The organism is Geobacillus lituanicus, assembly GCF_050994965.1.
Taxonomy (GTDB): Bacteria; Bacillota; Bacilli; order Bacillales; family Anoxybacillaceae; genus Geobacillus; species Geobacillus stearothermophilus.
In genome coordinates, this window is sequence record NZ_CP194773.1 from 1,489,274 (window position 1) to 1,514,388 (window position 25,115).

The 25,115-nt window shown below is 55.9% G+C and carries 22 protein-coding genes; all 22 read left to right on the forward strand.

Going from position 1 to position 25,115, the window contains the following annotated elements:
- Position 1 precedes the first annotated feature (1 nt).
- The 22 genes from flhB (at position 2) to ACR1UW_RS07675 (ending at position 25,072) form a co-directional block, all read left to right on the forward strand.
- Positions 2-1,084 carry a flagellar biosynthesis protein FlhB gene (flhB, locus tag ACR1UW_RS07570; RefSeq protein WP_063211215.1) on the forward strand — a complete coding sequence of 361 codons (1,083 nt, stop codon included), beginning with the start codon at positions 2-4 and terminating at the stop codon, positions 1,082-1,084.
- An 18-nt stretch (positions 1,085-1,102) separates the two neighbouring features.
- A complete protein-coding gene (gene flhA / locus ACR1UW_RS07575) occupies positions 1,103-3,148 on the forward strand; it encodes a flagellar biosynthesis protein FlhA (protein ID WP_044741293.1) in 2,046 nt (681 codons plus the stop codon).
- A complete protein-coding gene (flhF, locus tag ACR1UW_RS07580; RefSeq protein ID WP_033015974.1) occupies positions 3,145-4,257 on the forward strand; it encodes a flagellar biosynthesis GTPase FlhF in 1,113 nt (370 codons plus the stop codon). Before flhA ends, flhF begins: the two co-directional genes overlap by 4 nt.
- A complete protein-coding gene (locus tag ACR1UW_RS07585; protein ID WP_049624605.1) occupies positions 4,251-5,123 on the forward strand; it encodes a MinD/ParA family protein in 873 nt (290 codons plus the stop codon). The genes flhF and ACR1UW_RS07585 overlap by 7 nt, the downstream gene beginning before the upstream one ends.
- A gap of 9 nt (positions 5,124-5,132) precedes the next feature.
- The gene (locus ACR1UW_RS07590; RefSeq protein ID WP_498935162.1) at positions 5,133-6,179 is read left to right on the forward strand and encodes a protein-glutamate methylesterase/protein-glutamine glutaminase; all 1,047 of its coding nucleotides are present in this window, start codon (positions 5,133-5,135) and stop codon (positions 6,177-6,179) included.
- 13 nt (positions 6,180-6,192) lie between these two features.
- Positions 6,193-8,223, forward strand: a complete 2,031-nt coding sequence (locus ACR1UW_RS07595; RefSeq protein WP_150825356.1) for a chemotaxis protein CheA — start codon at positions 6,193-6,195, stop codon at positions 8,221-8,223.
- Positions 8,224-8,331: 108 nt separating this feature from the next.
- Positions 8,332-8,766: a chemotaxis protein CheW gene (locus ACR1UW_RS07600; protein WP_063211248.1), complete on the forward strand. Its 435-nt coding sequence runs from the start codon at positions 8,332-8,334 to the stop codon at positions 8,764-8,766.
- Between the two features lie 23 nt (positions 8,767-8,789).
- Complete coding sequence (locus ACR1UW_RS07605; protein ID WP_094239893.1) at positions 8,790-9,422, forward strand: chemotaxis protein CheC; 633 nt, start codon at positions 8,790-8,792, stop codon at positions 9,420-9,422.
- The gene (locus tag ACR1UW_RS07610) at positions 9,419-9,916 is read left to right on the forward strand and encodes a chemotaxis protein CheD (RefSeq protein ID WP_033016882.1); all 498 of its coding nucleotides are present in this window, start codon (positions 9,419-9,421) and stop codon (positions 9,914-9,916) included. Before ACR1UW_RS07605 ends, ACR1UW_RS07610 begins: the two co-directional genes overlap by 4 nt.
- A gap of 40 nt (positions 9,917-9,956) precedes the next feature.
- Complete coding sequence (locus ACR1UW_RS07615) at positions 9,957-10,712, forward strand: FliA/WhiG family RNA polymerase sigma factor (RefSeq protein ID WP_047818146.1); 756 nt, start codon at positions 9,957-9,959, stop codon at positions 10,710-10,712.
- Between the two features lie 19 nt (positions 10,713-10,731).
- Positions 10,732-10,962, forward strand: a complete 231-nt coding sequence (locus ACR1UW_RS07620) for a hypothetical protein (protein ID WP_033016878.1) — start codon at positions 10,732-10,734, stop codon at positions 10,960-10,962.
- A gap of 9 nt (positions 10,963-10,971) precedes the next feature.
- Entirely contained in the window at positions 10,972-11,598 is a 627-nt protein-coding gene (locus ACR1UW_RS07625) for a hypothetical protein (protein WP_095859167.1), read from the forward strand.
- 150 nt (positions 11,599-11,748) lie between these two features.
- Complete coding sequence (gene rpsB, locus ACR1UW_RS07630) at positions 11,749-12,456, forward strand: 30S ribosomal protein S2 (RefSeq protein WP_021322279.1); 708 nt, start codon at positions 11,749-11,751, stop codon at positions 12,454-12,456.
- A 158-nt stretch (positions 12,457-12,614) separates the two neighbouring features.
- Positions 12,615-13,499, forward strand: a complete 885-nt coding sequence (gene tsf, locus ACR1UW_RS07635) for a translation elongation factor Ts (protein ID WP_033008101.1) — start codon at positions 12,615-12,617, stop codon at positions 13,497-13,499.
- A gap of 68 nt (positions 13,500-13,567) precedes the next feature.
- Entirely contained in the window at positions 13,568-14,290 is a 723-nt protein-coding gene (gene pyrH / locus ACR1UW_RS07640; RefSeq protein ID WP_033008098.1) for a UMP kinase, read from the forward strand.
- 2 nt (positions 14,291-14,292) lie between these two features.
- Complete coding sequence (gene frr, locus ACR1UW_RS07645; protein ID WP_033008096.1) at positions 14,293-14,850, forward strand: ribosome recycling factor; 558 nt, start codon at positions 14,293-14,295, stop codon at positions 14,848-14,850.
- Between the two features lie 82 nt (positions 14,851-14,932).
- Positions 14,933-15,706 (forward strand): undecaprenyl pyrophosphate synthase, encoded by a 774-nt coding sequence (gene uppS, locus ACR1UW_RS07650; protein ID WP_033016874.1) that lies wholly within the window; start codon positions 14,933-14,935, stop codon positions 15,704-15,706.
- Entirely contained in the window at positions 15,703-16,497 is a 795-nt protein-coding gene (locus tag ACR1UW_RS07655) for a phosphatidate cytidylyltransferase (protein ID WP_049624612.1), read from the forward strand. Before uppS ends, ACR1UW_RS07655 begins: the two co-directional genes overlap by 4 nt.
- 20 nt (positions 16,498-16,517) lie before the next feature.
- Positions 16,518-17,666, forward strand: a complete 1,149-nt coding sequence (dxr, locus tag ACR1UW_RS07660; RefSeq protein ID WP_429878186.1) for a 1-deoxy-D-xylulose-5-phosphate reductoisomerase — start codon at positions 16,518-16,520, stop codon at positions 17,664-17,666.
- A 2-nt stretch (positions 17,667-17,668) separates the two neighbouring features.
- Entirely contained in the window at positions 17,669-18,934 is a 1,266-nt protein-coding gene (gene rseP, locus ACR1UW_RS07665) for an RIP metalloprotease RseP (RefSeq protein WP_171697966.1), read from the forward strand.
- Positions 18,935-18,958: 24 nt separating this feature from the next.
- Positions 18,959-20,662, forward strand: a complete 1,704-nt coding sequence (locus ACR1UW_RS07670; protein WP_047818151.1) for a proline--tRNA ligase — start codon at positions 18,959-18,961, stop codon at positions 20,660-20,662.
- Between the two features lie 105 nt (positions 20,663-20,767).
- Entirely contained in the window at positions 20,768-25,072 is a 4,305-nt protein-coding gene (locus tag ACR1UW_RS07675) for a PolC-type DNA polymerase III (RefSeq protein ID WP_498935164.1), read from the forward strand.
- Positions 25,073-25,115: the final 43 nt, after the last annotated feature.

Below are 25,115 nucleotides of genomic sequence, written 5' to 3' on the forward strand. Positions count from 1 at the left end.
CGTGGGCGAACGGCGGCTTGATTTGCAGTTTTTCGCCGGGGAAAAGACGGAAAAGGCGACGCCGCGCAAACGGCAAGAAGTGCGGGAAAAAGGCCAGGTCGCCAAAAGCAGCGATGCGGTGGCCGCCATCGTATTGCTCGCGCTGTTTCTCGTTTTGTCGCTGGCGGGAGCGTATGAGCGGGACGGGCTGCTGCGCATGCTCGCGCGTGCGCTTTCCGATTATGCCGCCGCTCCGCTGACGATTGATTCGCTTCATGCCATCTTTCTCGACTGGCTTCGCCATGCGGCGCTTCTGTTAGCTCCATTTTTTGCCGCCGCCGTATTAGCGGCTGGGCTGGCCAACTTTTTGCAAGTCGGTGTCTTGTTTACCGCAGAGCCGCTCAAAATCGACGGAAACCGCCTCAACCCGGTGCAAGGAATAAAACGGCTTTTTTCGCTGCGCGCCATTGTCGAGCTGTTAAAATCTGTGTTAAAAGCTGGAATCATCGGTGCGGTCGTGTTTATGCTCTTGCTCGGGGGATGGGACGAGCTCACGGCGCTTGCGGCCAGGCCGCCGGCCGCCATGCTTGCCATTGTCGGCGCGCTGACGGTGAAAATGGGGCTGTATGCTGCGGCCGCGCTCTTGTTTTTGGCGTTGTTTGACTATTTGTACCAGCGGTTTGAGTTTGAACGAAACATCCGCATGTCGAAGCAAGACATTAAAGATGAATTCAAAAAGACGGAAGGCGACCCGCTCATTAAATCGCGCATTAAGCAAAGACAGCGGGAGATGGCGATGAGGCGGATGATGCAGGAGGTGCCGAATGCCGATGTTGTCATCACCAATCCCACCCATTATGCGGTAGCGCTGAAGTATGAAGATGGAAAAATGGAGGCGCCGGTTGTCGTGGCGAAAGGGGCTGACTATGTGGCGTTGAAAATAAAGGAAATTGCCAAGGCGAACGGCGTCGTGACGGTTGAAAATCGTCCGTTGGCGCAGGCGCTTTACCGGCAGACGGACGTCGGCGACATGATTCCAGAGACGTTTTTTAAGGCAGTGGCGGAAATTTTGGCGTACGTCTACCGGCTCAAACGAAAAGGGTAACAGCAAGGGGAGAAAACCATGCAAGCGCAGCTCAAAGATTTATCCGTGTTAATTATGGTTGTGCTCATCGTCGCCATGCTCGTCATTCCATTGCCGACATGGCTGCTGAGCGTTTTGATCATCATCAACATTTCCCTCGCCTTGCTCGTTTTGCTGACGGCGATGAACACGAAAGAGCCGCTTCAGTTTTCCGTTTTTCCGTCATTGCTGTTAGTGCTGACGTTGTTCCGGCTCGGGTTGAATGTCTCGACAACCCGTTCGATCTTAAGCAAGGGGGAAGCGGGCGGCGTCGTTGAGACGTTTGGGACGTTCGTCGTCGGCGGCGATGTCGTCGTCGGGTTTGTCGTGTTTTTGATTTTGGTCATTATTCAGTTCATTGTGATCACAAAAGGGGCGGAGCGTGTCTCGGAAGTGGCGGCCCGCTTTACGCTCGATGCGATGCCGGGCAAACAGATGAGCATTGACGCTGATTTGAACGCCGGCATGATCTCGGAGCAGGAAGCGCGCGAGCGGCGGGAAAAAATCGCCCAAGAGGCCGATTTTTACGGTGCGATGGACGGAGCGAGCAAATTTGTAAAAGGCGACGCCATCGCCGGCATTATTATCGTGATCATCAATATGCTGTTTGGCATGGTGATCGGCGTTGTTGAGCAAGGAATGGACATGGCGGAGGCGGCGAAGCGCTATACGTTGTTGACGGTCGGCGACGGAATCGTCAGCCAGATTCCGGCGCTGTTGATTTCGACCGCGACCGGCATCATCGTCACGCGTGCGGCGTCTGACAGCAATTTAAGCGGCGACATTATGCGTCAGTTATTTGCGTTTCCGAAAATGTTGTACGTCACGGCGGGAACGATTTTCCTGCTCGGCTTGTTTACCCCGATCAACGATGCGTTGACAATGTCGATCGCCGGGCTGCTGGCATTTGGCGGCTACCGATTTGTCGAGCAGCAAAAACAGGGGGAAGCGGCTGCCGTCCAGCCGGATGAAGAAATAGCGGCGGCTGACGAATTAAAAAGTCCGGAGAGCGTGATTCAACTATTGCATGTCGACCCGATCGAGTTCGAGTTCGGTTACGCGCTTATTCCGCTTGCGGATGCCGCCCAAGGCGGCGACCTGCTTGACCGGATCGTCATGATCCGCCGTCAGCTCGCGCTTGAGCTCGGCATCGTCGTTCCGGTTGTGCGCATCCGCGACAACATCCAGCTTCAGCCGAACGAATACCGAGTGAAAATTAAAGGCGAAGAGGTGGCGCGCGGCGAGCTGCTGCTTGACCATTATTTGGCGATGAGCCCCGGGATTGATGACGGATCGGTCGAAGGGATTGACACGGTTGAACCGGCGTTTGGCCTGCCGGCGAAGTGGATCTCCGAGGCGGCCAAAGACCGCGCGGAAATGCTCGGCTATACGGTGGTCGATCCGCCGTCGGTCGTTTCGACGCATTTGACGGAAGTGCTCAAGGCCCACGCCCATGAACTGCTTGGGCGCCAAGAAACGAAACAGTTGATCGATCATTTGAAAGAGTCGCACCCCGTGCTGGTTGAGGATGTCACACCGAATCCGCTGCCGGTCGGGGATGTCCAAAAAGTGCTTGCCAAGCTGCTGAAAGAGAACGTGTCGATCCGCAATTTGCCGCTTATCTTTGAGGCGCTTGCCGACTTTGCCCGCCTGACCGCCGACACCGACTTGTTGACGGAATACGTCCGCCAGGCGCTGGCGCGGCAAATCACGAAGCAGTACGCCGTGCCGGGCGAACCGCTGCGTGTCATTACGCTTTCGGGCAAGGCGGAAAAAACGATTGCCGATGCGGTGCAGCAAACGGAGCACGGACGCTATTTGGCGCTTGATCCGGCGCGGGCGCAGGCGCTTGTCGAGGCGGTGGCGGCGGCGCTCGACCGCCACCCGTTCGCCGGCCAAACGCCGATCTTGCTCTGTTCTCCGGCTGTGCGCATGTATGTCCGGCAGCTGACGGAGCGCCATTTTCCGTCAATCCCGGTGCTGTCGTACAACGAGCTCGAAGCTGACGTCGAAGTTCAAAGCGTGGGGATGGTGGAAATCGAATGAAAGTGAAAAAATTTGTCGCCCCGTCGATGAACGAAGCGATGAAAATGGTCCGAGCCGAGCTCGGCCGCGATGCCGTCATTTTGCACTCGAAGGAGATTCAAACGGGCGGACTGTTCGGCTTGTTTGCCAAAAAGAAGATTGAGGTGCTGGCCGGCATCGATCCCGATCCACTGCCGCGCCGCGCGTCAGAGGCGAAGGCCCCCGCTTCTTCACGGCCGGCGGGGCGGGAGGAAGCGGACGGTTTGTTGGCCGCCGAGCTTCGGGAAGTGAAAGCGCTCGTCCGTCAAATGGCCGGCCGGACGTCGTCGCTGTTGTACCCGCCGCCGCTTATGGATGCGGAGCGGCGGCTGCTGCAGCAAGGCCTCGCCGATGGCTACATCCGCCAAGTGATGGACCGCCTGCTTGAGCGATGGTATGCGGACAAAAAAGAGAGATCCGCTGCTGCAGTTGCCGGCTGGGCGAAAGAAGCGGTGCGCGATCTTCTTTCGCCGCTCCCGTTCGCTGAAACGGCAGGAACGAAAAAATATCGCCTGCTGCTTGGCCCGACCGGAGTTGGAAAAACGACGACGCTTGCCAAAATGGCGGGGCGCGCGGTGCTTGAACATGAAAAAAAAGTCGGATTTATCACGACCGATACGTACCGGATCGCCGCGATCGACCAGTTGAAGACATATGCGCACATTTTGCAGGCTCCGCTCGAGGTGTGCTACAACGCCGATGACTTTCGGGCGGCTAAGCAGCGCCTGGCCGATTGCGACGTTGTGTTCATTGATACGGCCGGCCGCAATTTCCGCAACCCGCACTATGTTGCCGAGCTCCAGCAAACGATCGAGTTTGACAGCGAGACGGAAACGTTTCTCGTGTTCGCCGCCACCGGAAAATACAATGATATGAAAGCCATTTATGATCGCTTTTCCGTCCTCCCGATTGACCGGCTGATCGTGACGAAGCTTGATGAGACCGATACGTACGGCGCGGTCGTCAATTTTCTGCTCGAGAGCCGGGTTGGCGTTGCCTATTTAACGAATGGGCAAAACGTGCCGGACGATATGGTGGAAGCGTCAGCCGACCGGTTTGTCCATCTGTTGTTTGGAGCGGATCGATGGTGAGAGACCAGGCGGAACGGCTTCGCCGCGCGTTAAGCCGTCCACGGCGTCCGGCTTCGCCGCGGACGATCGCGGTGGCGAGCGGAAAAGGCGGAGTCGGCAAATCGAACCTTTCGCTCAATCTTTCCGTATCGCTCTCTGAACTCGGGTTTCGCGTCCTGTTGCTCGATATGGACGTCGGCATGGGCAATATCGACATTTTGCTCGGTCAATCGTCGCCGCTTACATTGGCGGATTGGTTTTCCACTCGGCTGCCCCTTTCGGACATCGTCAAAAGCGGGCCGGGGCAACTATCATATATCGCCGGGGGGACGGGCGTTGCGCAATGGCGGACGTTGGATATGGCGGGCATCGACTATTTTTTGGCTGAACTGCAGGCCATTGCCTCGCGCTATGATTATCTCATTTTTGATATGGGGGCGGGGGCATCGGAAGAGCGTCTTTATTTTTTAAAGTCGGTCGACGATGTGTTCATCGTCACGACGCCGGAACCGACTGCGGTGACGGACGCCTATGCCATGATGAAATACATGCATGCCGCCGGCAGCGAAGCGCCGTTTTCGATCATTGTCAACCGCACGAGCTGCGGGCAAGAAGGGTATGGCGTCTTTCAGCGGCTGAAAGATGCGGCGGCGCGCTTTTTAAACAAACCGATTGCCCTGCTCGGCATTGTGCCGGAAGACCGGGTTGTCGCCCGCGCGGTCGTCAGCCAGATGCCGTTTGTCCTGCTTGACCCGAAGGCGAAGGCGAGCCAGGCCGTCCGCCAAATGGCTTGGCGCTATGCGATGGGCAGAGAGGGCGAGCCGGCGCCGCCGGGTCAAATCCCCCGCTTTTTTGCGATGCTGCGCCAATTTTTGCTAGAAAGGTAGAGACGGAACATGAAGACGATCAAGGTGCTTGTCGTCGATGACTCGGCGTTTATGCGCAAATGGATCAGCGACTTTTTGTCCGAGCACCCACGCCTCGAAGTCGTCGGGACGGCTCGCAATGGCCAAGAGGCGCTCGACAAAATCGCCCTCTTGCGCCCGGATGTCGTCACGCTTGATGTCGAAATGCCGGTTATGAATGGGCTCGAAACGCTGCGGCGCATCATGCACAAGCAGCCGCTGCCGGTCGTCATGGTGTCGAGCACGACGAGGGAAGGGGCGGAAAACACGATCACCGCCATGCAATACGGGGCGGTGGATTTTGTCGCCAAGCCGTCTGGTCCGATTTCGCTTGATTTATACAAAGTAAAAGATGAGCTGATCCGCAAAGTGCTGCACGCAAGCGAGGCGAATGTAAGGGCGCTCGCCGCCCACCGCCCGGCGCTTGCCGCCCGGCGCCCGCCGGCCCAAACGGCGCGCAGCCAAAAAACGGTCGTCGCCATCGGCACGTCGACAGGCGGTCCGCGCGCCTTGGAAACGGTGTTGACGCAGCTGCCTCCTGATTTTGCCGCTCCGGTCGTCATCGTTCAGCATATGCCGAAAGGGTTTACGAAATCGCTTGCCGACCGGCTCAACGCACTGGCGGCGATCACGATCAAAGAGGCGGAAGACGGGGAACTGTTGCGAAATGGCACCGCCTATATCGCCCCGGGCGGCGTCCATCTTGCCGTCGATGAGGAAAACGGCATGTTAAAAGCGCGTTTCGACGAATCGCCGCCGCGAGCGGGCCATCGCCCGGCTGTTGACGTATTGTTCGAGTCGCTTGCGGCCATTCGCTGCTGCCGGAAAGTGGCGGTGATCATGACCGGCATGGGGGCGGATGGCACTGCCGGGCTGAAAAAATTGAAAGAAAACGAAAATGTGAAGGTCATTGCTGAGGCGCGCGAAACCGCTGTTGTGTTTGGCATGCCGAAAGCGGCGATTGAAGCAGGGGTTGTGGATGCCGTTGCTCCGCTTGCGGCCATCGCCGCCGCTATTGTTCAATCGATCGGGGAGTAAGGGGGAAAACGGCATGGATATGAGCCAATATTTAGACTTGTTTATTGATGAAAGCAAAGAACATTTGCAAACGATCAACGAACGGCTGCTTGAACTCGAAAATGATCCGGGCGATATGGCGCTTGTGAATGAGATTTTCCGCTCCGCCCATACGTTAAAAGGCATGTCGGCAACGATGGGGTTTGAAGATTTGGCAAATTTGACGCATCAAATGGAGAATGTGCTCGATGGCATTCGCAACCAAAAGCTAGCCATTACCCCGGAACTGCTTGATGTCATTTTCCGAGCGGTCGACCATTTGGAAGCCATGATCCTCTCGATTGCCGCCGGCGGCGATGGAAAGCGCGATGTAAGCGAGACGGTCGAGCAGCTGAAGCGGATCGAGCAGGGGGAAGGGCCCAGGGGGCGGGCAAACGGCGAACTGCCGGCTCTCGAGCAGGCGTATGGGGAATTTGAATACCGTGTGCTGCAGCAAGCGAAAGAACAAGGATATTCCGTCTATGAAATTCGCGTCCGCCTCCGCGACGACTGCCTGTTGAAATCGGCGCGCGTGTACATGGTGTTTGAACTGCTCAATCAAGAGGGGGAGGTCGTGAAATCAACGCCGCCTGTGGACATGCTTGAGGAGGAGCAGTTTGACCAAGAGTTTCTTGTCACGGTCGTGTCGAAAACGCCGGCGGATGAGCTGCAAAAGCAGCTGATGGGCATTTCCGAAATCGATGAGGTGGCCGTTCGAGTGCTCGATGCCGATGACCTGTCCGTCGAAGGCGAAGATCGTGCCGCCGCGCCCGAATCGCCGATGTCGGCCGCCGTCGAGCAAGCCGCAGCGGCGCAAACGGAAGCCGGGGGGGCGCAAACCGAAGCCGAAGCGCCGGAAAAGCAGCCGGCCAAGCATGTGGGCAAAACGATCCGCGTCAATATTGAACGGCTCGATATGCTGATGAACTTATTTGAAGAGCTTGTCGTCGACCGCGGGCGGCTTGAGCAAATTGCCCGCGATGTCGGCCATGCCGAACTGACGGAGACGGTCGAGCGGATGTCGCGCATTTCAAGCGACTTGCAAACGATTATTTTAAACATGCGCATGGTGCCGGTGGAAACGGTGTTTAACCGCTTTCCGCGCATGGTGCGCCAGCTCGCCCGCGAGCTCGGCAAAAAAGTGCGTCTTGACGTGATCGGGGCGGAAACGGAGCTTGACCGGACGGTCATTGATGAAATCGGCGATCCGCTTGTCCATTTGCTCCGCAATGCGCTTGATCATGGCATTGAAGCGCCGGACGTCCGGGCGGCGCGCGGAAAGCCGGAGGAAGGGACGATCCAATTGCGCGCCTACCATAGCGGCAACCATGTCTTTATTGAAATCGAGGATGATGGCGCCGGTATTTCTAGGGAAAAAGTGCTGAAAAAGGCGATCAGCCGCGGCATCGTTTCGCCCGAGGCGGCTGAGCATTTAACCGATGAGCAAGTGTATGAGCTTATTTTTGCTCCCGGGTTTTCCACTGCCGATCATATTTCCGACATTTCCGGGCGCGGCGTCGGCTTGGATGTCGTCAAAAGCACCATCGAGTCGCTCGGCGGCACGGTGGCCGTCGATTCCCGGCCCGGCCAAGGGTCGCTGTTTTCCATTCAGCTGCCGCTCACGTTGTCGATCATTTCGGTGCTGCTTGTGCAAATTGCGGCGGAAACGTATGCCATCCCGCTGTCATCGATTATGGAGACGGCGCTCATTAGGAAAGAAGACGTGTTCTATGTCCATAACCAGCCGGTCATCGATTTCCGCGGCAAAGTTGTGCCGCTCGTCCGGCTGAAGGACGTGTTCGCTGTGCCGGGCGCGTCGGATGACAGCGAGACGGTGCCGGCTGTCATCGTGCGAAAAGGGGAAAAGCTGGCGGCGTTGGCGGTCGACTCGTTTATCGGCCAGCAAGAAGTCGTGTTGAAGTCGCTCGGCAACTATTTATCTTCTGTTTTCGCCATTTCAGGGGCGACGATTTTGGGAGACGGCCGGGTGGCGCTCATTATTGACTGCAACGCGCTTGTCAAATAGAAAGCCGACTGTATGCCGGCGGAGCTGGAAAAAGGCCGCGGGCGGACGCGGCCTTTTCGTTGGCGGCGCCGGGCGAGGAAGCTGAACAGAAAAAGGGGGAAGCGACCGATGAGCATGAGCGTGCAGACGGATTGGAAAGTGATTGCATTTCGCCTGCAAGAGGAAGAATATGCCTTGCCGGTGCAATACGTTCGTTCCATTGAAAAAATGCAGCCGATTACGCGCGTGCCGGGAACGGCTCCTTATGTCAAAGGAGTCATCAACTTGCGCGGGGTCGTCACGCCGATTATCGATTTGCGCGAGCGGTTCGGGTTTGCGCCCGAACCATACGGGGAGCAGACGCGGATGATTATCGCCGCCTTTGGGGATATCGAAGTCGGGTTGATCGTCGATGCGGCCAACGATGTTCTCGATATTCCGGCAGCGAGCATTGAGCCGCCCGAGGCGATCGGCGCCATCGGGGCCGCTTACATTTGCGGAGTGGCGAAAGTCGAGAAGCGTCTCCTCATTTTGCTCGATTTGGCAAGTGTCTTAAGTGAATAAAACGGAGAGAGGGGCGTTTGCGGTTGGACGACATTCGCAACTTAACAGGGACACACATTGATATTTTGCGCGAAATTGGCAACATCGGGGCCGGCAACGCGGCGACCGCTTTGTCCATGCTGCTCAACAAAAAAATCGAAATGGCTGTGCCGCGCGTCCAAATTGCGACATTTGCCGAGATGATGGAGCTGATCGGCGGTCCGGAGCAAGTGGTGGCATGCGTCTATTTGCGCGTCGAAGGCGAAGCGCCGGGAAACATGTTTTTCGTGCTGCCGCCGGACCAGGCCGAGCAGTTTGTCCGCCGAATGACGGGCGATGGCTCGTTTTCGTTCCAAGGCGAAGCCCATGAGCTCGGGCGGTCGGCGCTGCAGGAACTTGGCAACATTTTGGCCGGCTCATACTTGTCGGCGCTCGCCGATTTCACCCGGTTAAACTTGCATCCGTCCGTGCCGGCGCTGGCGATCGATATGATCGGAGCGGTGCTGTCGTTTGGCTTGCTTGAGCTGTCGCGCGTCGGCGATTGCGCCATTTTGATCGATACAGCCATTTACGATGACCGGCGGCCAAACGAGAGCATTAACGGCCATTTCTTCCTTCTTCCTGACCCGGAATCATTTTCCATTATTTTTCGAGCGTTAGGTGTGGATGGGGGATGAAGACGGCAGAAGCAGTGAAGGTTGGCATTGCCGAAATGGAAGTTGTCGTGGCGCCGAACGTCATCCGCACATGCGGGCTCGGGTCGTGCGTGGGCGTCGTCATTTATGACAGCGGAAAAGCGGTTGCCGGTATGGCGCACGTGATGCTGCCGCATTCATCGATGGCGCGCGGGGGAGTTGTCAATGCCGCCAAATACGCTGATACAGCGGTGGAAGCGCTTTGTAAGCTCGTCCTGGCCGCTGGAGGACGGAAGGGCATGCTCAAAGCGAAGTTGGCCGGAGGGGCGCAAATGTTCTCGTTTTCCGCAGCTGGCGGGGACATGATGCGCATCGGCGCCCGCAACGTTGAGGAAGTGAAAAGGCAGCTTGAACGGCTTCATATCCCGATTGTGGCCGAAGATGTCGGGGGCCATAGCGGCCGCACAATCGAGTTTAACCCGCAGACGGGCGTGCTGGCCATCCGCACGGCGTGCCAGGACATAAAAGAAATATGATGGAACGATATGTGGTTTCCGCGAGGCGAGGGGGAGAATGATGGGGAGCGCGCTAAAAGGCGAAGAACGGAAATATTGGGACGACTGGGTCAACGGCCGCGACCGCCGCGCGGCTGAAGAGCTCGTGCAGCGCTATATGCCGCTTGTTTCCTACCATGTGCAGCGGCTTTCGGCGACGCTGCCGAGTTCTGTGCCAAAGGATGAGTTGATCAGTCTTGGGCTCCTCGGGTTGTACGATGCGATTGAAAAGTTTGACCCATCGCGCGATTTGAAATTCGATACGTATGCATCGTTCCGCATCCGCGGCGCGATATTGGACGGTTTGCGCAAAGAAGACTGGCTGCCGCGCAGCGTGCGCGACAAGGCGAAAAAAATCGAGGAAGCGGCCGAACGGCTGGAGCAGCAGTATATGCGATCGGTGACAGCGAAGGAAATTGCGGCTGAACTTGGCATGACGGAAGCGGAAGTGCAGGCGGCGGCCAGCGACACGTTTTGGTCGCTTTGGTTGCCGCTCGGACAAGGAGCGGCTGAAGACGAAGATGAGCCGCTGGCGATTCGGGACGACCGCGCCCTGCTCCCGGAAGAGGAAGCCATTAAGCGGGAAATGATCGACCAGTTGGCGGAAGGCATTCGACGGTTGAATGAAAAAGAGCAGCTCGTCATCAGTTTGTTTTACAAAGAAGAGCTGACGTTTACGGAAATCGGAAGTCTTTTGCAGCTGTCGACATCAAGAATTTCGCAAATTCATGCCAAAGCGCTGTGGAAATTGCGCCGCTTTTTAAGCGGGGATTCATGAGGCGAAAGGAAGCGGGAAGATGGACATCCAATTGCCGATGCTGCAAAGCGTCATGCCGAAGGCGCCTGAAGCCGCGTCCAAGCACGCCTTGGCGCAGCAGCACCCTCATGTTGTGCAGGCGCAGCGGGCAGCCGCGGAGGAAAAACGAGCGGAGCAGGCGCGCCGCCAAGTGACGGGAAAACGGGCGGGAGACGCGCTCCGTTTTGGGAGTCATCCTTATAAAGGAAAAACAATCGACATCAAAGGATAGTGAACAACGATGGAGGCATTTTGGCTGACTGTCAGCTTGTTGCTGCACGCGTTTTCGTTTTGGTTGATCATCCTGCTTTACACGCGCTTGTCGCGGCTAAGCGAAGAGGAAGCAAGAGCCAAGAGGCGGGCTGAGGAGCTTGAGGAGGCGATGGCGGCCCATCTCGTGGCGTGGAAAGAGGAAAATGAGCGCTTTTTGGCCGAGTTGGATGCGCTGCTTAGCGCGAAACCGGCCGCCGCGGCGGACAAGCGGACGCCGGCTCCCGTCAAGAGCCGCCTGCCTCAGCAGTCAGAGCCCGGCAATGAGAAAGAGAGCAGGCTGGTAAACGGAGCGGGCAGCGAAAACAGGCCGGGTCGGAAACAAACTGCATCGGAGCGGCCGGAGCTGGGGCGAAGCGGCCGGGTTGAACAAACGGACGCCATGGACGCGCTGTCGGACTATTTTCCCGATGTTGACGCCATCGAAGATGTAGTCGACTTTTCGCCGCCATCCGCCCATGCCGCCGCCATCGCCCGCCGTCTCGAAGCCGAAGGGATGACGGTCGAAGAAATCGCGAAGAAGCTCGGAAAAGGAAAAACAGAAGTCGAACTGCTGCTCAAATTTGGCCGAAAAAACGGCCGAATGGGCGAACAATAGCTTGATTTCCTGCCGGCGGTTATGATATATTTTTACATGGTGTGAATACACACGCCTGATGATTTCAGCAACGGTGCTGGCAACGCCAGTCTTGCTGAAAGATGAGGCAGGCGGAGGCACAAAAACCACAAGGAAACAGGAGGAGCATGCATGTCAGTCATTTCAATGAAGCAATTGCTTGAAGCTGGCGTCCATTTCGGACATCAGACGCGCCGTTGGAACCCGAAAATGAAAAAATACATTTTCACGGAGCGCAACGGCATTTATATTATCGACTTGCAAAAAACGGTGAAAAAAGTCGAGGAAGCATACAACTTCGTCCGCGAACTGGCGGCGAACGGCGGCAAAATTTTGTTCGTCGGCACGAAAAAACAAGCGCAAGAATCCGTGAAAGAAGAAGCCGAACGCTGCGGCATGTTTTATGTCAACCAACGCTGGCTTGGCGGCACGCTGACAAACTTTGCAACGATCCAAAAGCGGATCAAGCGGTTGCGCGAAATTGAAAAAATGGAAGAAGATGGCGTATTTGACGTTCTTCCGAAAAAAGAAGTCATCGGTTTGAAAAAAGAAAAAGAGCGGCTTGAGAAATTTTTAGGCGGCATTAAAGACATGAAAGAACTGCCGGATGCGCTGTTTGTCATCGACCCGCGCAAAGAACGGATTGCAGTGGCGGAAGCGCGCAAGTTGAACATCCCGATCATCGGCATTGTCGACACGAACTGCGATCCGGATGAGATCGACTACGTCATTCCGGCAAACGACGACGCCATCCGCGCCGTCAAACTGTTGACGTCGAAAATCGCCGATGCGGTGCTTGAGGCGAAACAAGGCGAAGAAGCCGCTGTGGCAGCAGAGTAAGGCAAGGTGGAGGAAAGGTGATAAGAGGGGAAAGCCTTTTATCACCTTTTTTTAGACAAAAGTCAGCAACTTTTGGCTATACTAACGAATAAGGGCAAAATGGGCATCCGTTGCCGGCATCGATACATATATGCGATCAAAAGAAGGAGGATTTATTCATGGCAATTACAGCACAAATGGTCAAAGAACTGCGCGAAAAAACGGGCGCAGGCATGATGGACTGCAAAAAAGCGCTCACCGAAACAAACGGCGACATGGAAAAGGCGATCGACTGGCTGCGTGAAAAAGGGATCGCCAAAGCGGCGAAAAAAGCGGACCGCATCGCGGCGGAAGGAATGACGTACGTCGCTGCTGAAGGCAACACAGCCGTCATTTTGGAAGTGAACTCGGAAACGGACTTCGTCGCCAAAAACGAGTCGTTCCAAACGCTCGTCAAAGAGTTGGCCGCCCACTTGCTGAAACAAAAGCCGGCTTCGCTTGACGAGGCGCTCGGGCAAACGATGGACAACGGCGCGACCGTCCAAGACTACATCAACGAAGCGATCGCCAAAATCGGCGAAAAAATTACGCTCCGCCGCTTTGCCGTCGTCAACAAAGCGGACGGTGAAACGTTTGGCGCGTACTTGCACATGGGCGGGCGCATCAGCGTATTAACGTTATTAGCCGGCAACGCCAGCGAAGAGGTCGCCAAAGACGTGGCCATGCATATCGCCGCGCTCCATCCGAAATATGTTTCGCGCGAGGATGTGCCGGAGGAAGAACTTAACCGCGAACGCGAAGTATTGAAACAGCAGGCGTTAAACGAAGGCAAGCCGGAAAATATTGTCGAGAAAATGGTTGAGGGCCGTTTGAAAAAGTTTTACGAAGACGTTTGCCTGCTTGAGCAAGCGTTCGTCAAAAATCCAGATGTCACAGTGCGCCAATATGTGGAATCGAACGGGGCGACCGTTAAACAGTTCATCCGCTATGAAGTCGGTGAAGGGCTTGAAAAGCGCCAAGACAATTTCGCTGAAGAAGTCATGAGCCAAGTCAGAAAGCAGTGACGGACCGCAACAGGGAACACGCGCGTGTTCCCTGTTTTTCAAAGCGATTTGCATCATGGAGGTCGGACATGGAACAGCCAAAATATCGACGTGTCGTATTAAAATTAAGCGGGGAAGCGCTCGCCGGAAAGCAAGGGTTTGGCATTCAGCCGGCGGTGATCCAGTCGATCGCCAGACAAGTGAAAGAAGTGGCTGAGCTTGGCGTGGAAATCGCCATCGTGGTCGGCGGCGGCAACATTTGGCGCGGAAAAACGGGAAGCGAAATGGGGATGGACCGGGCGACAGCCGATTATATGGGGATGTTGGCGACGGTGATGAACTCGCTTGCCCTGCAGGACAGCCTCGAGCAGCTCGGCGTCGAGACGCGGGTGCAGACGTCGATTGAAATGCGGCAAGTCGCCGAGCCGTACATCCGCCGGCGGGCGATCCGCCATCTTGAGAAAAAGCGGGTCGTCATTTTTGCTGCCGGCACGGGCAACCCGTATTTTTCGACCGATACGACGGCGGCCTTGCGGGCGGCGGAAATTGAAGCGGACGTCATTTTAATGGCGAAAAACAACGTCGACGGCGTCTACAGCGCCGATCCGAACGTTGACGCCAACGCTGTTAAGTACGACGAGCTGTCGTACTTGGACGTCATCAAGCAAGGGCTTGGCGTCATGGATTCGACTGCTTCATCGCTTTGCATGGACAACAACATTCCGCTTATCGTCTTTTCAATCATGGAAGAAGGCAACATTAAACGCGCTGTCTTAGGCGAAAACATCGGAACGATCGTAAGGGGGAAATAACGATGGCAAAGCAAGTGATTCAACAGGCGAAAGAAAAAATGGATAAGGCCGTGCAAGCATTCACCCGCGAGCTGGCAAGCATTCGCGCCGGACGGGCGAACGCCGGGCTGCTCGAAAAAGTGACGGTTGATTATTACGGCGTCCAAACGCCGATCAACCAGCTTGCTTCGATCAGCGTGCCGGAAGCGCGCCTGCTCGTCATCCAGCCGTACGACAAATCGGTCATCAAAGAGATGGAAAAAGCGATTTTAGCATCGGATTTAGGGTTGACGCCATCAAACGACGGATCGGTCATCCGCCTTGTCATTCCGCCGTTGACGGAAGAGCGGCGCCGCGAGCTGGCCAAGCTTGTCAAAAAATATTCAGAAGATGCGAAAGTCGCGGTTCGCAACATCCGCCGCGACGCGAACGACGAGCTGAAAAAGCTCGAGAAAAACGGCGAAATTACGGAAGACGAACTTCGCAGCTACACTGATGATGTGCAAAAACTGACCGATGACCATATCGCCAAAATCGACGCCATCACAAAAGAGAAAGAGAAAGAAGTGATGGAAGTATAGGCAAAACGATGCAAACCCTCTATGTTGATGGAGGGTTTTTTTGCTATAATGGAAAGGCAAAACATGTTGGCGGAGGACTCGTATGTTTAATAAAATCCGAAAAGCGAAGCGGGAAGATGCCCCGCTGACAAAAGAGGATGTGCTTGGCCATCCGATTCCGAACCATGTTGCCATCATTATGGATGGGAACGGGAGATGGGCAAAAAAACGGGCGCTGCCGAGGGTGGCCGGCCATTACGAAGGCATGCAAGTCGTGCGCAAAATCACCCGTTTTGCCAATGAGCTTGGGATCGAAATTTTATCGCTTTACGCGTTTTCGACGGAAAACTGGAAACGGCCGAAAACGGAAGTCGACTATTTAATGAAGCTGCCGGAACAGTTTTTGACGACGTTTCTTCCCGAGCTCGTCGCCGAAAATGTCAAAGTCCAAGTGATCGGTCATACGGAGGCGTTGCCCGATCATACGCGCCGGGCGGTTGAGCAAGCGATTCACGAAACGAGCGGCAACACCGGCTTAATTTTAAACTTTGCGCTCAATTACGGAAGCCGGGCGGAGATTGCCGCCGCTGTAAAGCGGATCGCTGAGGATGTCGAGCGCGGGGTGCTCGCGCCGGACGATATTACGGAGCCGCTCATTTCCTCATACTTGATGACGAACGGCCTGAAAGATCCGGACTTGCTCATTCGCACAAGCGGAGAGATCCGCCTGAGCAATTTCATGCTTTGGCAATTGGCGTATACGGAACTTTGGTTTACGGATGTCTTATGGCCGGATTTTACGGAGCAACATTTTCTAGAGGCGATCGCTGCCTACCAGCGCCGCGACCGCCGGTTTGGAGGAGTGTCAGCGCGATGAAGCAGCGAATCATCACCGGAGTCATAGCGGCGGCGCTCTTTTTGCCGATTGTTATTTTTGGCGGATTTCCGTTTATAATAGTAACATATATATTGGCCACGGTCGGACTGTTTGAGCTGCTGCGGATGAAAGGGATGTCCCCGTTGTCTTTCGCTGGGGCCGCCGGGTTTGCCGCCCTTTGGCTCCTGCTTGTTCCCGCTCTTTACGGCCAAGAATGGCTGGCGTCCGGGACGACAAAGTTCGGTGTGCTGGCCGCGCTCGCTTTTTTGCTGCTTGTCGGCACCGTCGTGACAAAAAATGCGCTGACGTTTGATGAGGCGGCATTTGTCGTGCTGGCGGTTTTGTATGTTGGCGTCGGGTTTTTCTGCTTCGCCGCGATCCGCTTGGCCGGCTTGGCGTACTTCGTCTACGCGCTGTTTGTCATTTGGGCGACCGACATCGGAGCGTATTTTCTCGGCCGCGCGTTCGGCCGGCGCAAGCTATGGCCGGAAATCAGCCCGAATAAGACAGTCGAAGGCGCCATTGGCGGCGTCGTCTGCGCTGTTGTCATCGCGGCCGTTTACGAATGGGCAGTCGGCCCGTTCGGCAGCCTTGGCGCAGCTGTGGGGATTGCGCTTTTGCTTTCGATGTTCGGCCAGCTTGGCGACTTGGTCGAGTCCGCTTTCAAACGCCATTACGGCGTGAAGGATTCGGGGGCGATTTTGCCGGGGCATGGCGGCATTTTGGACCGGTTTGACAGTCTGCTGTTTGTGCTGCCGCTCTTATACATATTCATCGAAGCAGTACGATAAGCGGATGAGGAGTGAAAATGTTGAAATATATTAGTATATTAGGGGCGAGCGGATCGATCGGCCAGCAAACGCTCGATGTCATGCGCGCTCATCCGGACAAGTTTCGTCTGGCGGCGGCATCGGTTGGGAAAAATGTGGAAGCGGCAAGAAAGCTGATTGTTGAGTTTTCCCCTGTTCTTGTCGCTGTCACCGACCGAGACGCTTACGAAGTGCTTCGCTGCGAGTACAGCGGGCGGACTGCAGTCGTGTACGGAGAGGAAGGGTTGGTGGAGGCGGCTGTTTGCCCGCAGGCGGACGTCGTTGTCACCGCCGTCGTCGGCAGCGTCGGCCTCGTGCCGACATTAAAAGCGATTGAAGCCGGGAAGACGATCGCTCTCGCCAATAAAGAGACGCTTGTCGTTGCCGGGCATCTTGTCACGGCGGCAGCCAAGCGGCGCGGTGTGCCGCTGTTGCCGGTTGACAGCGAGCATTCCGCCATTTTTCAATGCTTGCAAGGGGAAAAGCGTGAACACGTGGAGAAGCTGATTCTGACCGCGTCGGGCGGGAGCTTTCGCGATCGGACGCGCGAAGAGCTTGCTCATGTGACGGTCGAAGAAGCGCTTCGCCATCCGAATTGGTCGATGGGGGCGAAAATTACGATTGATTCCGCCACAATGATGAACAAAGGGTTTGAAGTCATTGAAGCGCATTGGCTGTTTGGGCTGCCGTATGAGCGAATCGACGTCGTCCTCCATCGAGAGAGCGTCATTCATTCGCTCGTCGAGTTTCGCGACACGAGCATCTTAGCCCAGTTGGGCACGCCGGATATGCGCATCCCGATTCAATACGCGCTCGCCTATCCGGAGCGGCTGCCGCTTGCGGCGGCCAAGCCGCTCGATTTGGCTGCGCTTGGGGCGCTCCATTTCGCCCCGGTCGATTTTGACCGTTACCGCTGCCTCCGCTTTGCCTATGAAGCTGGAAAACGCGGCGGCTCGCTGCCGACGGTGTTGAATGCCGCCAATGAGGAAGCGGTGGCGGCGTTTTTAGCCGGACGCATTCCGTTTTTGGCCATCGAGGAGTGGATCGAGCGCGCTCTTGAGCGCCATCAGCCGGTGGACGATCCGCAGCTTGAAGAGATTCGCGAAATTGACGCGGATGTGCGCGCTTATGTCCGCTCACTATTAGCATAAAGGTGGTTGAAACGTTGGAATCGATTATTTCGTTTATTGTTGTCTTCGGCGCTCTCGTCTTTTTTCACGAGCTCGGGCATTTGCTGCTGGCCAAACGGGCCGGCATTTTGTGCCGCGAGTTTGCCATCGGGTTCGGACCGAAAGTGTTTTCGTTTAAGAAAAGCGAAACGGTGTATACGATCCGGCTCTTGCCGCTTGGCGGTTTCGTCCGCATGGCCGGCGAAGACCCGGAAACGATCGAGCTGAAGCGCGGGCAAGTCGTCGGTCTTTTGCTTGACAGTGAAGGACGGGTGGAAAAAATCGTCCTCAACCATAAGGACGATTATCCGAACATTCGGGTCGTTGAGGTGGAAGACGCTGATTTGGAGCATGGCATGTATGTCACCGGCTATGCCGACGGCGAGCGGCTGGAGCGGTTTGCGGTGAAAGAACCGGCGTTTTTTGTCGTCGACCGCCAAGAAATTCAAATCGCCCCGTACCACCGCCAATTTGCGGCAAAAACGCTCGGGCAGCGGACGATGACGATTTTGGCCGGCCCGCTCGCCAACTTTCTATTGGCCGTCCTCGTCTTTATCATCATCGGCCTTTTGCAAGGCTACCCGGTCGACAAGCCGGTCATCGGCGAGCTGACGCCGGATGGAGCGGCGCGCGCGGCGGGGTTGAAGCAAGGGGATGAGGTCATCGCCATCAACGGCGAACGGATGGAAACGTGGACGGAAATCGTCAACACGATTCGCGCTCATCCAGAGGAGCCGCTGGAGTTTCAAATTGAGCGGAACGGGAAAGACATGAGCGTGACCGTCACCCCGGAAGCGAAAACGATTCAAGGGGAGACGATCGGCTTAATCGGCGTCTATCAGCCGATGGAAAAATCGGTGTTCGGCTCCGTAAAGCAAGGGCTGGTCGAGACGTATTACTGGACGAGGGAAATTGCAACAGGGCTCGTTCAATTGATCACCGGCCAGTTTCAGCTTGACATGCTGTCAGGCCCGGTCGGCATCGCTGTATCGACTGGCAAGGTGGCGGAGTCCGGGATCTACTACTTGATGAAATGGGGCGCGATTTTAAGCATCAACCTCGGGATTGTCAACTTGTTGCCATTGCCGGCGCTAGACGGCGGGCGGCTCCTCTTTTTCGCCATTGAAGCCGTGCGCGGCAAGCCGGTCGACCGGCAAAAAGAAGGAATGGTCCATTTTATCGGTTTCGCCTTGCTTATGTTGCTGATGCTTGTCGTCACATGGAACGACATTCAAAAATTTTTCCTATAAAGAGAGAGAATGAGGTGGCTGTGAATGAGACAAAGTCAAGCGTTTATTCCGACATTGCGCGAAGTGCCGGCGGACGCGGAAGTGAAAAGCCATCAGCTGCTGCTGCGGGCCGGCTTCATCCGCCAGAGCGCGAGCGGAGTCTACACGTTTTTGCCGCTCGGGCAACGCGTGCTGCAAAAGATTGAAGCGATCATCCGTGAGGAGATGAACCGCATCGGCGGCATGGAACTGCTGATGCCGGCGCTGCAGCCGGCCGAGCTTTGGCAGCAGTCCGGCCGTTGGTATTCGTACGGACCGGAGTTGATGCGCTTAAAAGACCGGCACGAGCGCGATTTCGCCCTTGGGCCGACGCATGAGGAAATGATCACGGCGATCGTCCGCGATGAAGTGAAAACGTACAAGCGGCTGCCGCTTGTGTTGTACCAAATCCAAACGAAATTCCGCGATGAAAAGCGCCCGCGCTTCGGACTGCTGCGCGGCCGTGAATTCATGATGAAAGACGCCTATTCGTTCCATACGTCAAAAGAAAGTTTGGATGAAACGTACAACGACATGTATAACGCCTATTCGAACATTTTCCGCCGCTGCGGCTTAAACTTCCGCGCCGTCATCGCGGATTCGGGGGCGATCGGCGGCAAAGATACGCACGAGTTCATGGTGCTCTCGGACATTGGCGAAGATACGATCGCCTATTCCGACGCGTCCGACTATGCCGCCAACATTGAAATGGCGCCGGTTGTGACCACGTACGAGAAAAGCAGCGAGCCGCCGGCCGAATTGAAAAAAGTGGCGACGCCGGGGCAAAAAACGATTGATGAAGTCGCTTCCTACTTACAAGTTTCGCCGGAGCGCTGCATCAAGTCGCTTTTGTTCAATGTCGATGGCCGGTACGTGCTTGTCCTTGTCCGCGGCGACCACGAGGCGAACGAGGTGAAAGTGAAAAATGTGCTCGACGCCACCGTCGTGGAGCTGGCGACGCCGGAAGAAACAGAACGGGTGATGGGGGCGCCGGTCGGCTCGCTCGGTCCGATCGGTGTCAGCGAAGCGGTCATGGTGATCGCGGACCATGCTGTTGCTGCCATCGTCAACGGTGTTTGCGGCGCGAATGAGGAAGGCTACCATTACATCGGCGTCAACCCGGACCGCGATTTTGCCGTCAGTCAATACGCCGACTTGCGCTTTGTCCAAGAGGGCGACCCGTCTCCGGATGGCAAAGGGACGATCCGCTTCGCTCGCGGCATTGAAGTCGGGCACGTGTTCAAGCTTGGCACGAAATACAGCGAGGCAATGAACGCCGTGTACTTGGATGAAAACGGCCAAACGAAGACGATGATCATGGGCTGCTACGGCATCGGCGTCTCCAGGCTGGTCGCGGCGATTGCCGAGCAGTTTGCCGATGAAAACGGGCTCGTCTGGCCGGCTTCGGTGGCGCCGTTTCATATCCATTTGCTGACAGCGAACGCGAAAAGCGACGAGCAGCGAGCGTTGGCGGAGGAATGGTACGAAAAATTGGGACAGGCAGGATTTGAAGTGTTATACGATGACCGCCCGGAGCGGGCCGGAGTCAAGTTTGCCGACAGCGATTTGATCGGCATTCCGGTTCGCGTCACCGTCGGCAAGCGGGCGGGCGAAGGCATCGTCGAAGTGAAAGTGCGAAAAACAGGCGAGACGTTTGACGTGCCGGTGGGCGAATTGACCGATACGGTGCGCCGCCTCTTGCAAGGGTGAACGAACGGCGCCGGCGAAAAAGAACGAGTTTCTTTTCCGTCGGCGCTTTTTGGCGTTTGTATGGTATGATTAGAAAGAGAAACGATTTCGTTGAGAGGGGAAATCATGGCCACGAAAGAACAAAAAGAGCGGTTTTTCGTTTTGCTTGAGCAACTGAAGATGACGTCGGATGAATGGATGCCGTATTTCCGTGATGCGTTCATTCACAAAGTCGTGATTGATAAAGAAGAAAAAAGCTGGCATTTCTATTTTCAGTTCGCCAATGTGCTGCCGGCCGAGGTGTACAAATCGTTTACGAACCGCTTGGCGGCTGCTTTCCGCCATATCGCTGCCATCCGGTATACGATTGATGTCGAATCGCCGCGCGTAACGGAAGACGATGTGCGGGCGTACTGGCCGCTTTGCCTCGCCGAGCTGCAAGAAGGCGTCTCGCCGCTTGTCGATTTGCTGAGCCGGCAGACGCCGGCGGTGAAAGGGAACAAGCTCATTGTCACCGCCCGCCACGAGGCGGAGGCGCTGGCCGTCAAACGGCGGTTTGCGCAAAAAATCGCTGCGATTTACGCGTCGTTCGGTTTTCCGCCGCTTCAGCTGGAAGTCGACGTGCAACCGGCTGAGCAGGAAATGGAGCAGTTTTTGGCGCAAAAGCAGCAAGAAGATGAAGAGCGGGCGTTGGCGGTGCTGACCGATATGGCAAAAGAAGAGGAAAAGGCAGCAGCCGCTTCTCCATCCGGCCCGCTCGTCATCGGCTACCCGATCCGCGACGAGGAGCCAGTGCGTCCGCTTGAGACGATCGTTGAGGAAGAGCGGCGCGTTGTGGTGCAAGGGTATGTGTTTGACGCTGAGGTGAGCGAGCTCAAAAGCGGCCGCACGCTGTTGACCATGAAAATCACCGATTACACGAACTCGATTTTAGTCAAAATGTTCTCGCGCGACAAAGAGGACGCCGAGCTCATGAGCGGCGTCAAAAAAGGCATGTGGGTGAAAGTGCGCGGCAGCGTGCAAAACGACACATTCGTCCGCGATTTGGTCATCATCGCCAACGATTTGAACGAAATCGCTGCAAACGAACGGCAAGATACAGCGCCCGAAGGGGAAAAGAGGGTCGAGCTCCATTTGCATACCCCGATGAGCCAAATGGACGCGGTTACCTCGGTGACAAAACTCATCGAACAAGCGAAAAAATGGGGTCATCCGGCGATCGCCGTCACCGACCATGCCGTTGTTCAGTCGTTTCCGGAGGCCTACAGCGCGGCGAAAAAACACGGCATGAAGGTCATTTACGGCCTTGAGGCGTACATCGTCGACGATGGCGTGCCGATCGCCTACAATGAAACGCACCGCCGTCTTTCGGAGGAGACGTACGTCGTCTTTGACGTTGAAACGACCGGGCTGTCGGCTGTGTACAATACGATCATTGAGCTGGCGGCCGTCAAAATCAAAGACGGCGAGATCATCGACCGGTTTATGTCCTTTGCCAATCCGGGACATCCGCTGTCCGTGACGACGATGGAATTGACCGGAATCACGGACGAAATGGTGAAAGACGCTCCGCAGCCGGATGAGGTGCTGGCCCGTTTTGTTGACTGGATTGGCGATGCGACGCTTGTGGCCCATAACGCCAGCTTTGACATCGGGTTTTTAAACGCAGGCCTCGCCCGCATGGGACGCGGCAAGCTCGCCAATCCGGTCATTGACACGCTTGAACTCGCCCGCTTTTTGTATCCGGATTTGAAAAACCACCGGCTGAACACGCTTTGCAAAAAGTTCGACATTGAACTGACCCAGCACCACCGCGCCATCTACGACGCGGAGGCAACCGGGCATTTGCTTATGCGGCTATTGAAGGAAGCGGAAGAGCGCAGCATACTGTTTCATGACGAATTAAACAGCCGCACGCACAGCGATGCGTCGTACCGCCTGGCGCGCCCGTTCCATGCGACGCTGTTGGCGCAAAACGACATCGGGCTGAAAAACTTGTTCAAGCTCGTCTCGCTGTCGCACATCGATTATTTTCACCGCGTGCCGCGCATCCCGCGCTCCGTGCTGGTCAAGCATCGTGAAGGGCTGCTCGTTGGCTCGGGCTGCGACAAAGGCGAGCTGTTTGACAACTTGATCCAAAAGGCGCCGGAGGAAGTCGAAGACATCGCCCGCTTTTACGATTTTCTTGAGGTGCATCCGCCCGAGGTGTACAAGCCGCTCATTGAAATGGATTACGTCAAAGATGAAGAGATGATCCAAAACATCATCCGCAGCATCGTCGCCCTTGGCGAAAAGCTCAACATTCCGGTCGTCGCCACCGGCAACGTCCATTATTTAAATCCGGAGGACAAAATTTACCGGAAAATTTTAATCCATTCGCAAGGCGGGGCGAACCCGCTCAACCGGCATGAGCTGCCGGATGTGTATTTCCGCACGACGAACGAAATGCTGGATTGCTTCTCGTTTTTAGGGCCGGAAAAAGCGAAAGAAATCGTCGTCGACAACACACAAAAAATCGCTTCGTTAATCGGTGAAGTGAAGCCGATCAAGGATGAGCTGTACACGCCGCGCATCGAAGGGGCGGACGAGGAAATCAAGGAAATGAGCTACCGGCGGGCGAAAGAAATTTACGGAGACCCACTGCCGAAACTCGTTGAGGAGCGGCTTGAAAAAGAGCTGAAGAGCATTATCGGCCACGGATTTGCCGTCATTTACTTAATTTCGCATAAGCTCGTCAAAAAGTCGCTCGATGACGGCTACCTTGTCGGGTCGCGCGGCTCGGTCGGCTCATCGTTTGTCGCGACGATGACGGAAATTACCGAGGTGAACCCGCTGCCGCCGCATTACGTCTGCCCGAACTGCAAACATTCCGAGTTTTTTAATGACGGTTCGGTCGGGTCGGGCTTTGACTTGCCGGATCAAAACTGCCCGCAATGCGGGACGAAATACAAAAAAGACGGGCATGACATCCCGTTTGAGACGTTCCTCGGCTTTAAAGGCGACAAAGTGCCGGATATCGATTTGAACTTCTCCGGCGAGTACCAGCCGCGCGCCCACAACTATACGAAAGTGCTGTTTGGCGAAGACAACGTCTACCGCGCCGGAACGATCGGCACGGTCGCCGACAAAACGGCGTACGGGTTTGTGAAAGGCTATGCGAGCGACCATAACTTAGAGCTGCGCGGCGCGGAAATCGACCGGCTGGCGGCCGGCTGCACCGGAGTGAAGCGGACGACTGGGCAGCACCCTGGAGGCATTATCGTCGTTCCCGATTATATGGAAATTTACGACTTTACGCCGATCCAATATCCAGCCGATGATACGTCATCGGAATGGCGGACGACCCATTTTGACTTCCACTCGATTCATGACAATTTATTGAAGCTCGATATTCTCGGGCACGACGATCCGACGGTCATCCGCATGCTGCAAGATTTAAGCGGCATCGATCCGAAAACGATCCCGACCGACGACCCGGACGTGATGGGCATTTTCAGCAGCACCGAGCCGCTTGGCGTTACGCCGGAGCAAATTATGTGCAACGTCGGCACGATCGGCATCCCGGAATTCGGCACGCGCTTTGTCCGGCAAATGCTCGAAGAAACGAAGCCGAAAACATTTTCCGAGCTCGTGCAAATTTCCGGTTTGTCGCACGGCACCGATGTATGGCTTGGCAACGCGCAAGAACTCATTCAAAATGGCACGTGCACGCTTTCTGAGGTGATCGGCTGCCGCGACGACATTATGGTCTATCTCATTTACCGTGGGCTTGAGCCGTCGCTGGCGTTTAAAATTATGGAATCGGTGCGCAAAGGGAAAGGATTGACGCCGGAATTTGAGGCGGAGATGCGCAAGCATAACGTGCCGGAATGGTACATCGACTCGTGCAAAAAAATCAAATACATGTTCCCGAAAGCGCACGCGGCGGCCTACGTGTTGATGGCGGTGCGCATCGCCTACTTTAAGGTGCACCATCCGCTTTTGTATTACGCGTCGTACTTTACGGTGCGGGCGGAGGACTTTGACCTTGACGCCATGATCAAAGGATCAGCCGCCATTCGCAAGCGGATTGAGGAAATCAACGCCAAAGGCATTCAGGCGACGGCGAAAGAAAAAAGCTTGCTCACGGTGCTGGAAGTGGCGCTGGAAATGTGCGAGCGCGGCTTTTCCTTTAAAAATATCGACTTGTACCGCTCGCAGGCGACCGAATTTGTCATTGACGGCAACTCGCTTATTCCGCCGTTTAACGCCATCCCGGGGCTCGGGACGAACGTGGCGCAAAACATTGTGCGCGCCCGCGAAGAAGGGGAGTTTTTGTCAAAAGAAGATTTGCAGCAGCGCGGCAAAGTGTCGAAAACGCTGCTTGAGTATCTCGAAAGCCGCGGCTGCCTCGACTCGCTTCCGGATCATAACCAGCTGTCCTTGTTCTGACGGACGGTTTTTCGTTGCAATATATTTCCCAATGTGTTATAGT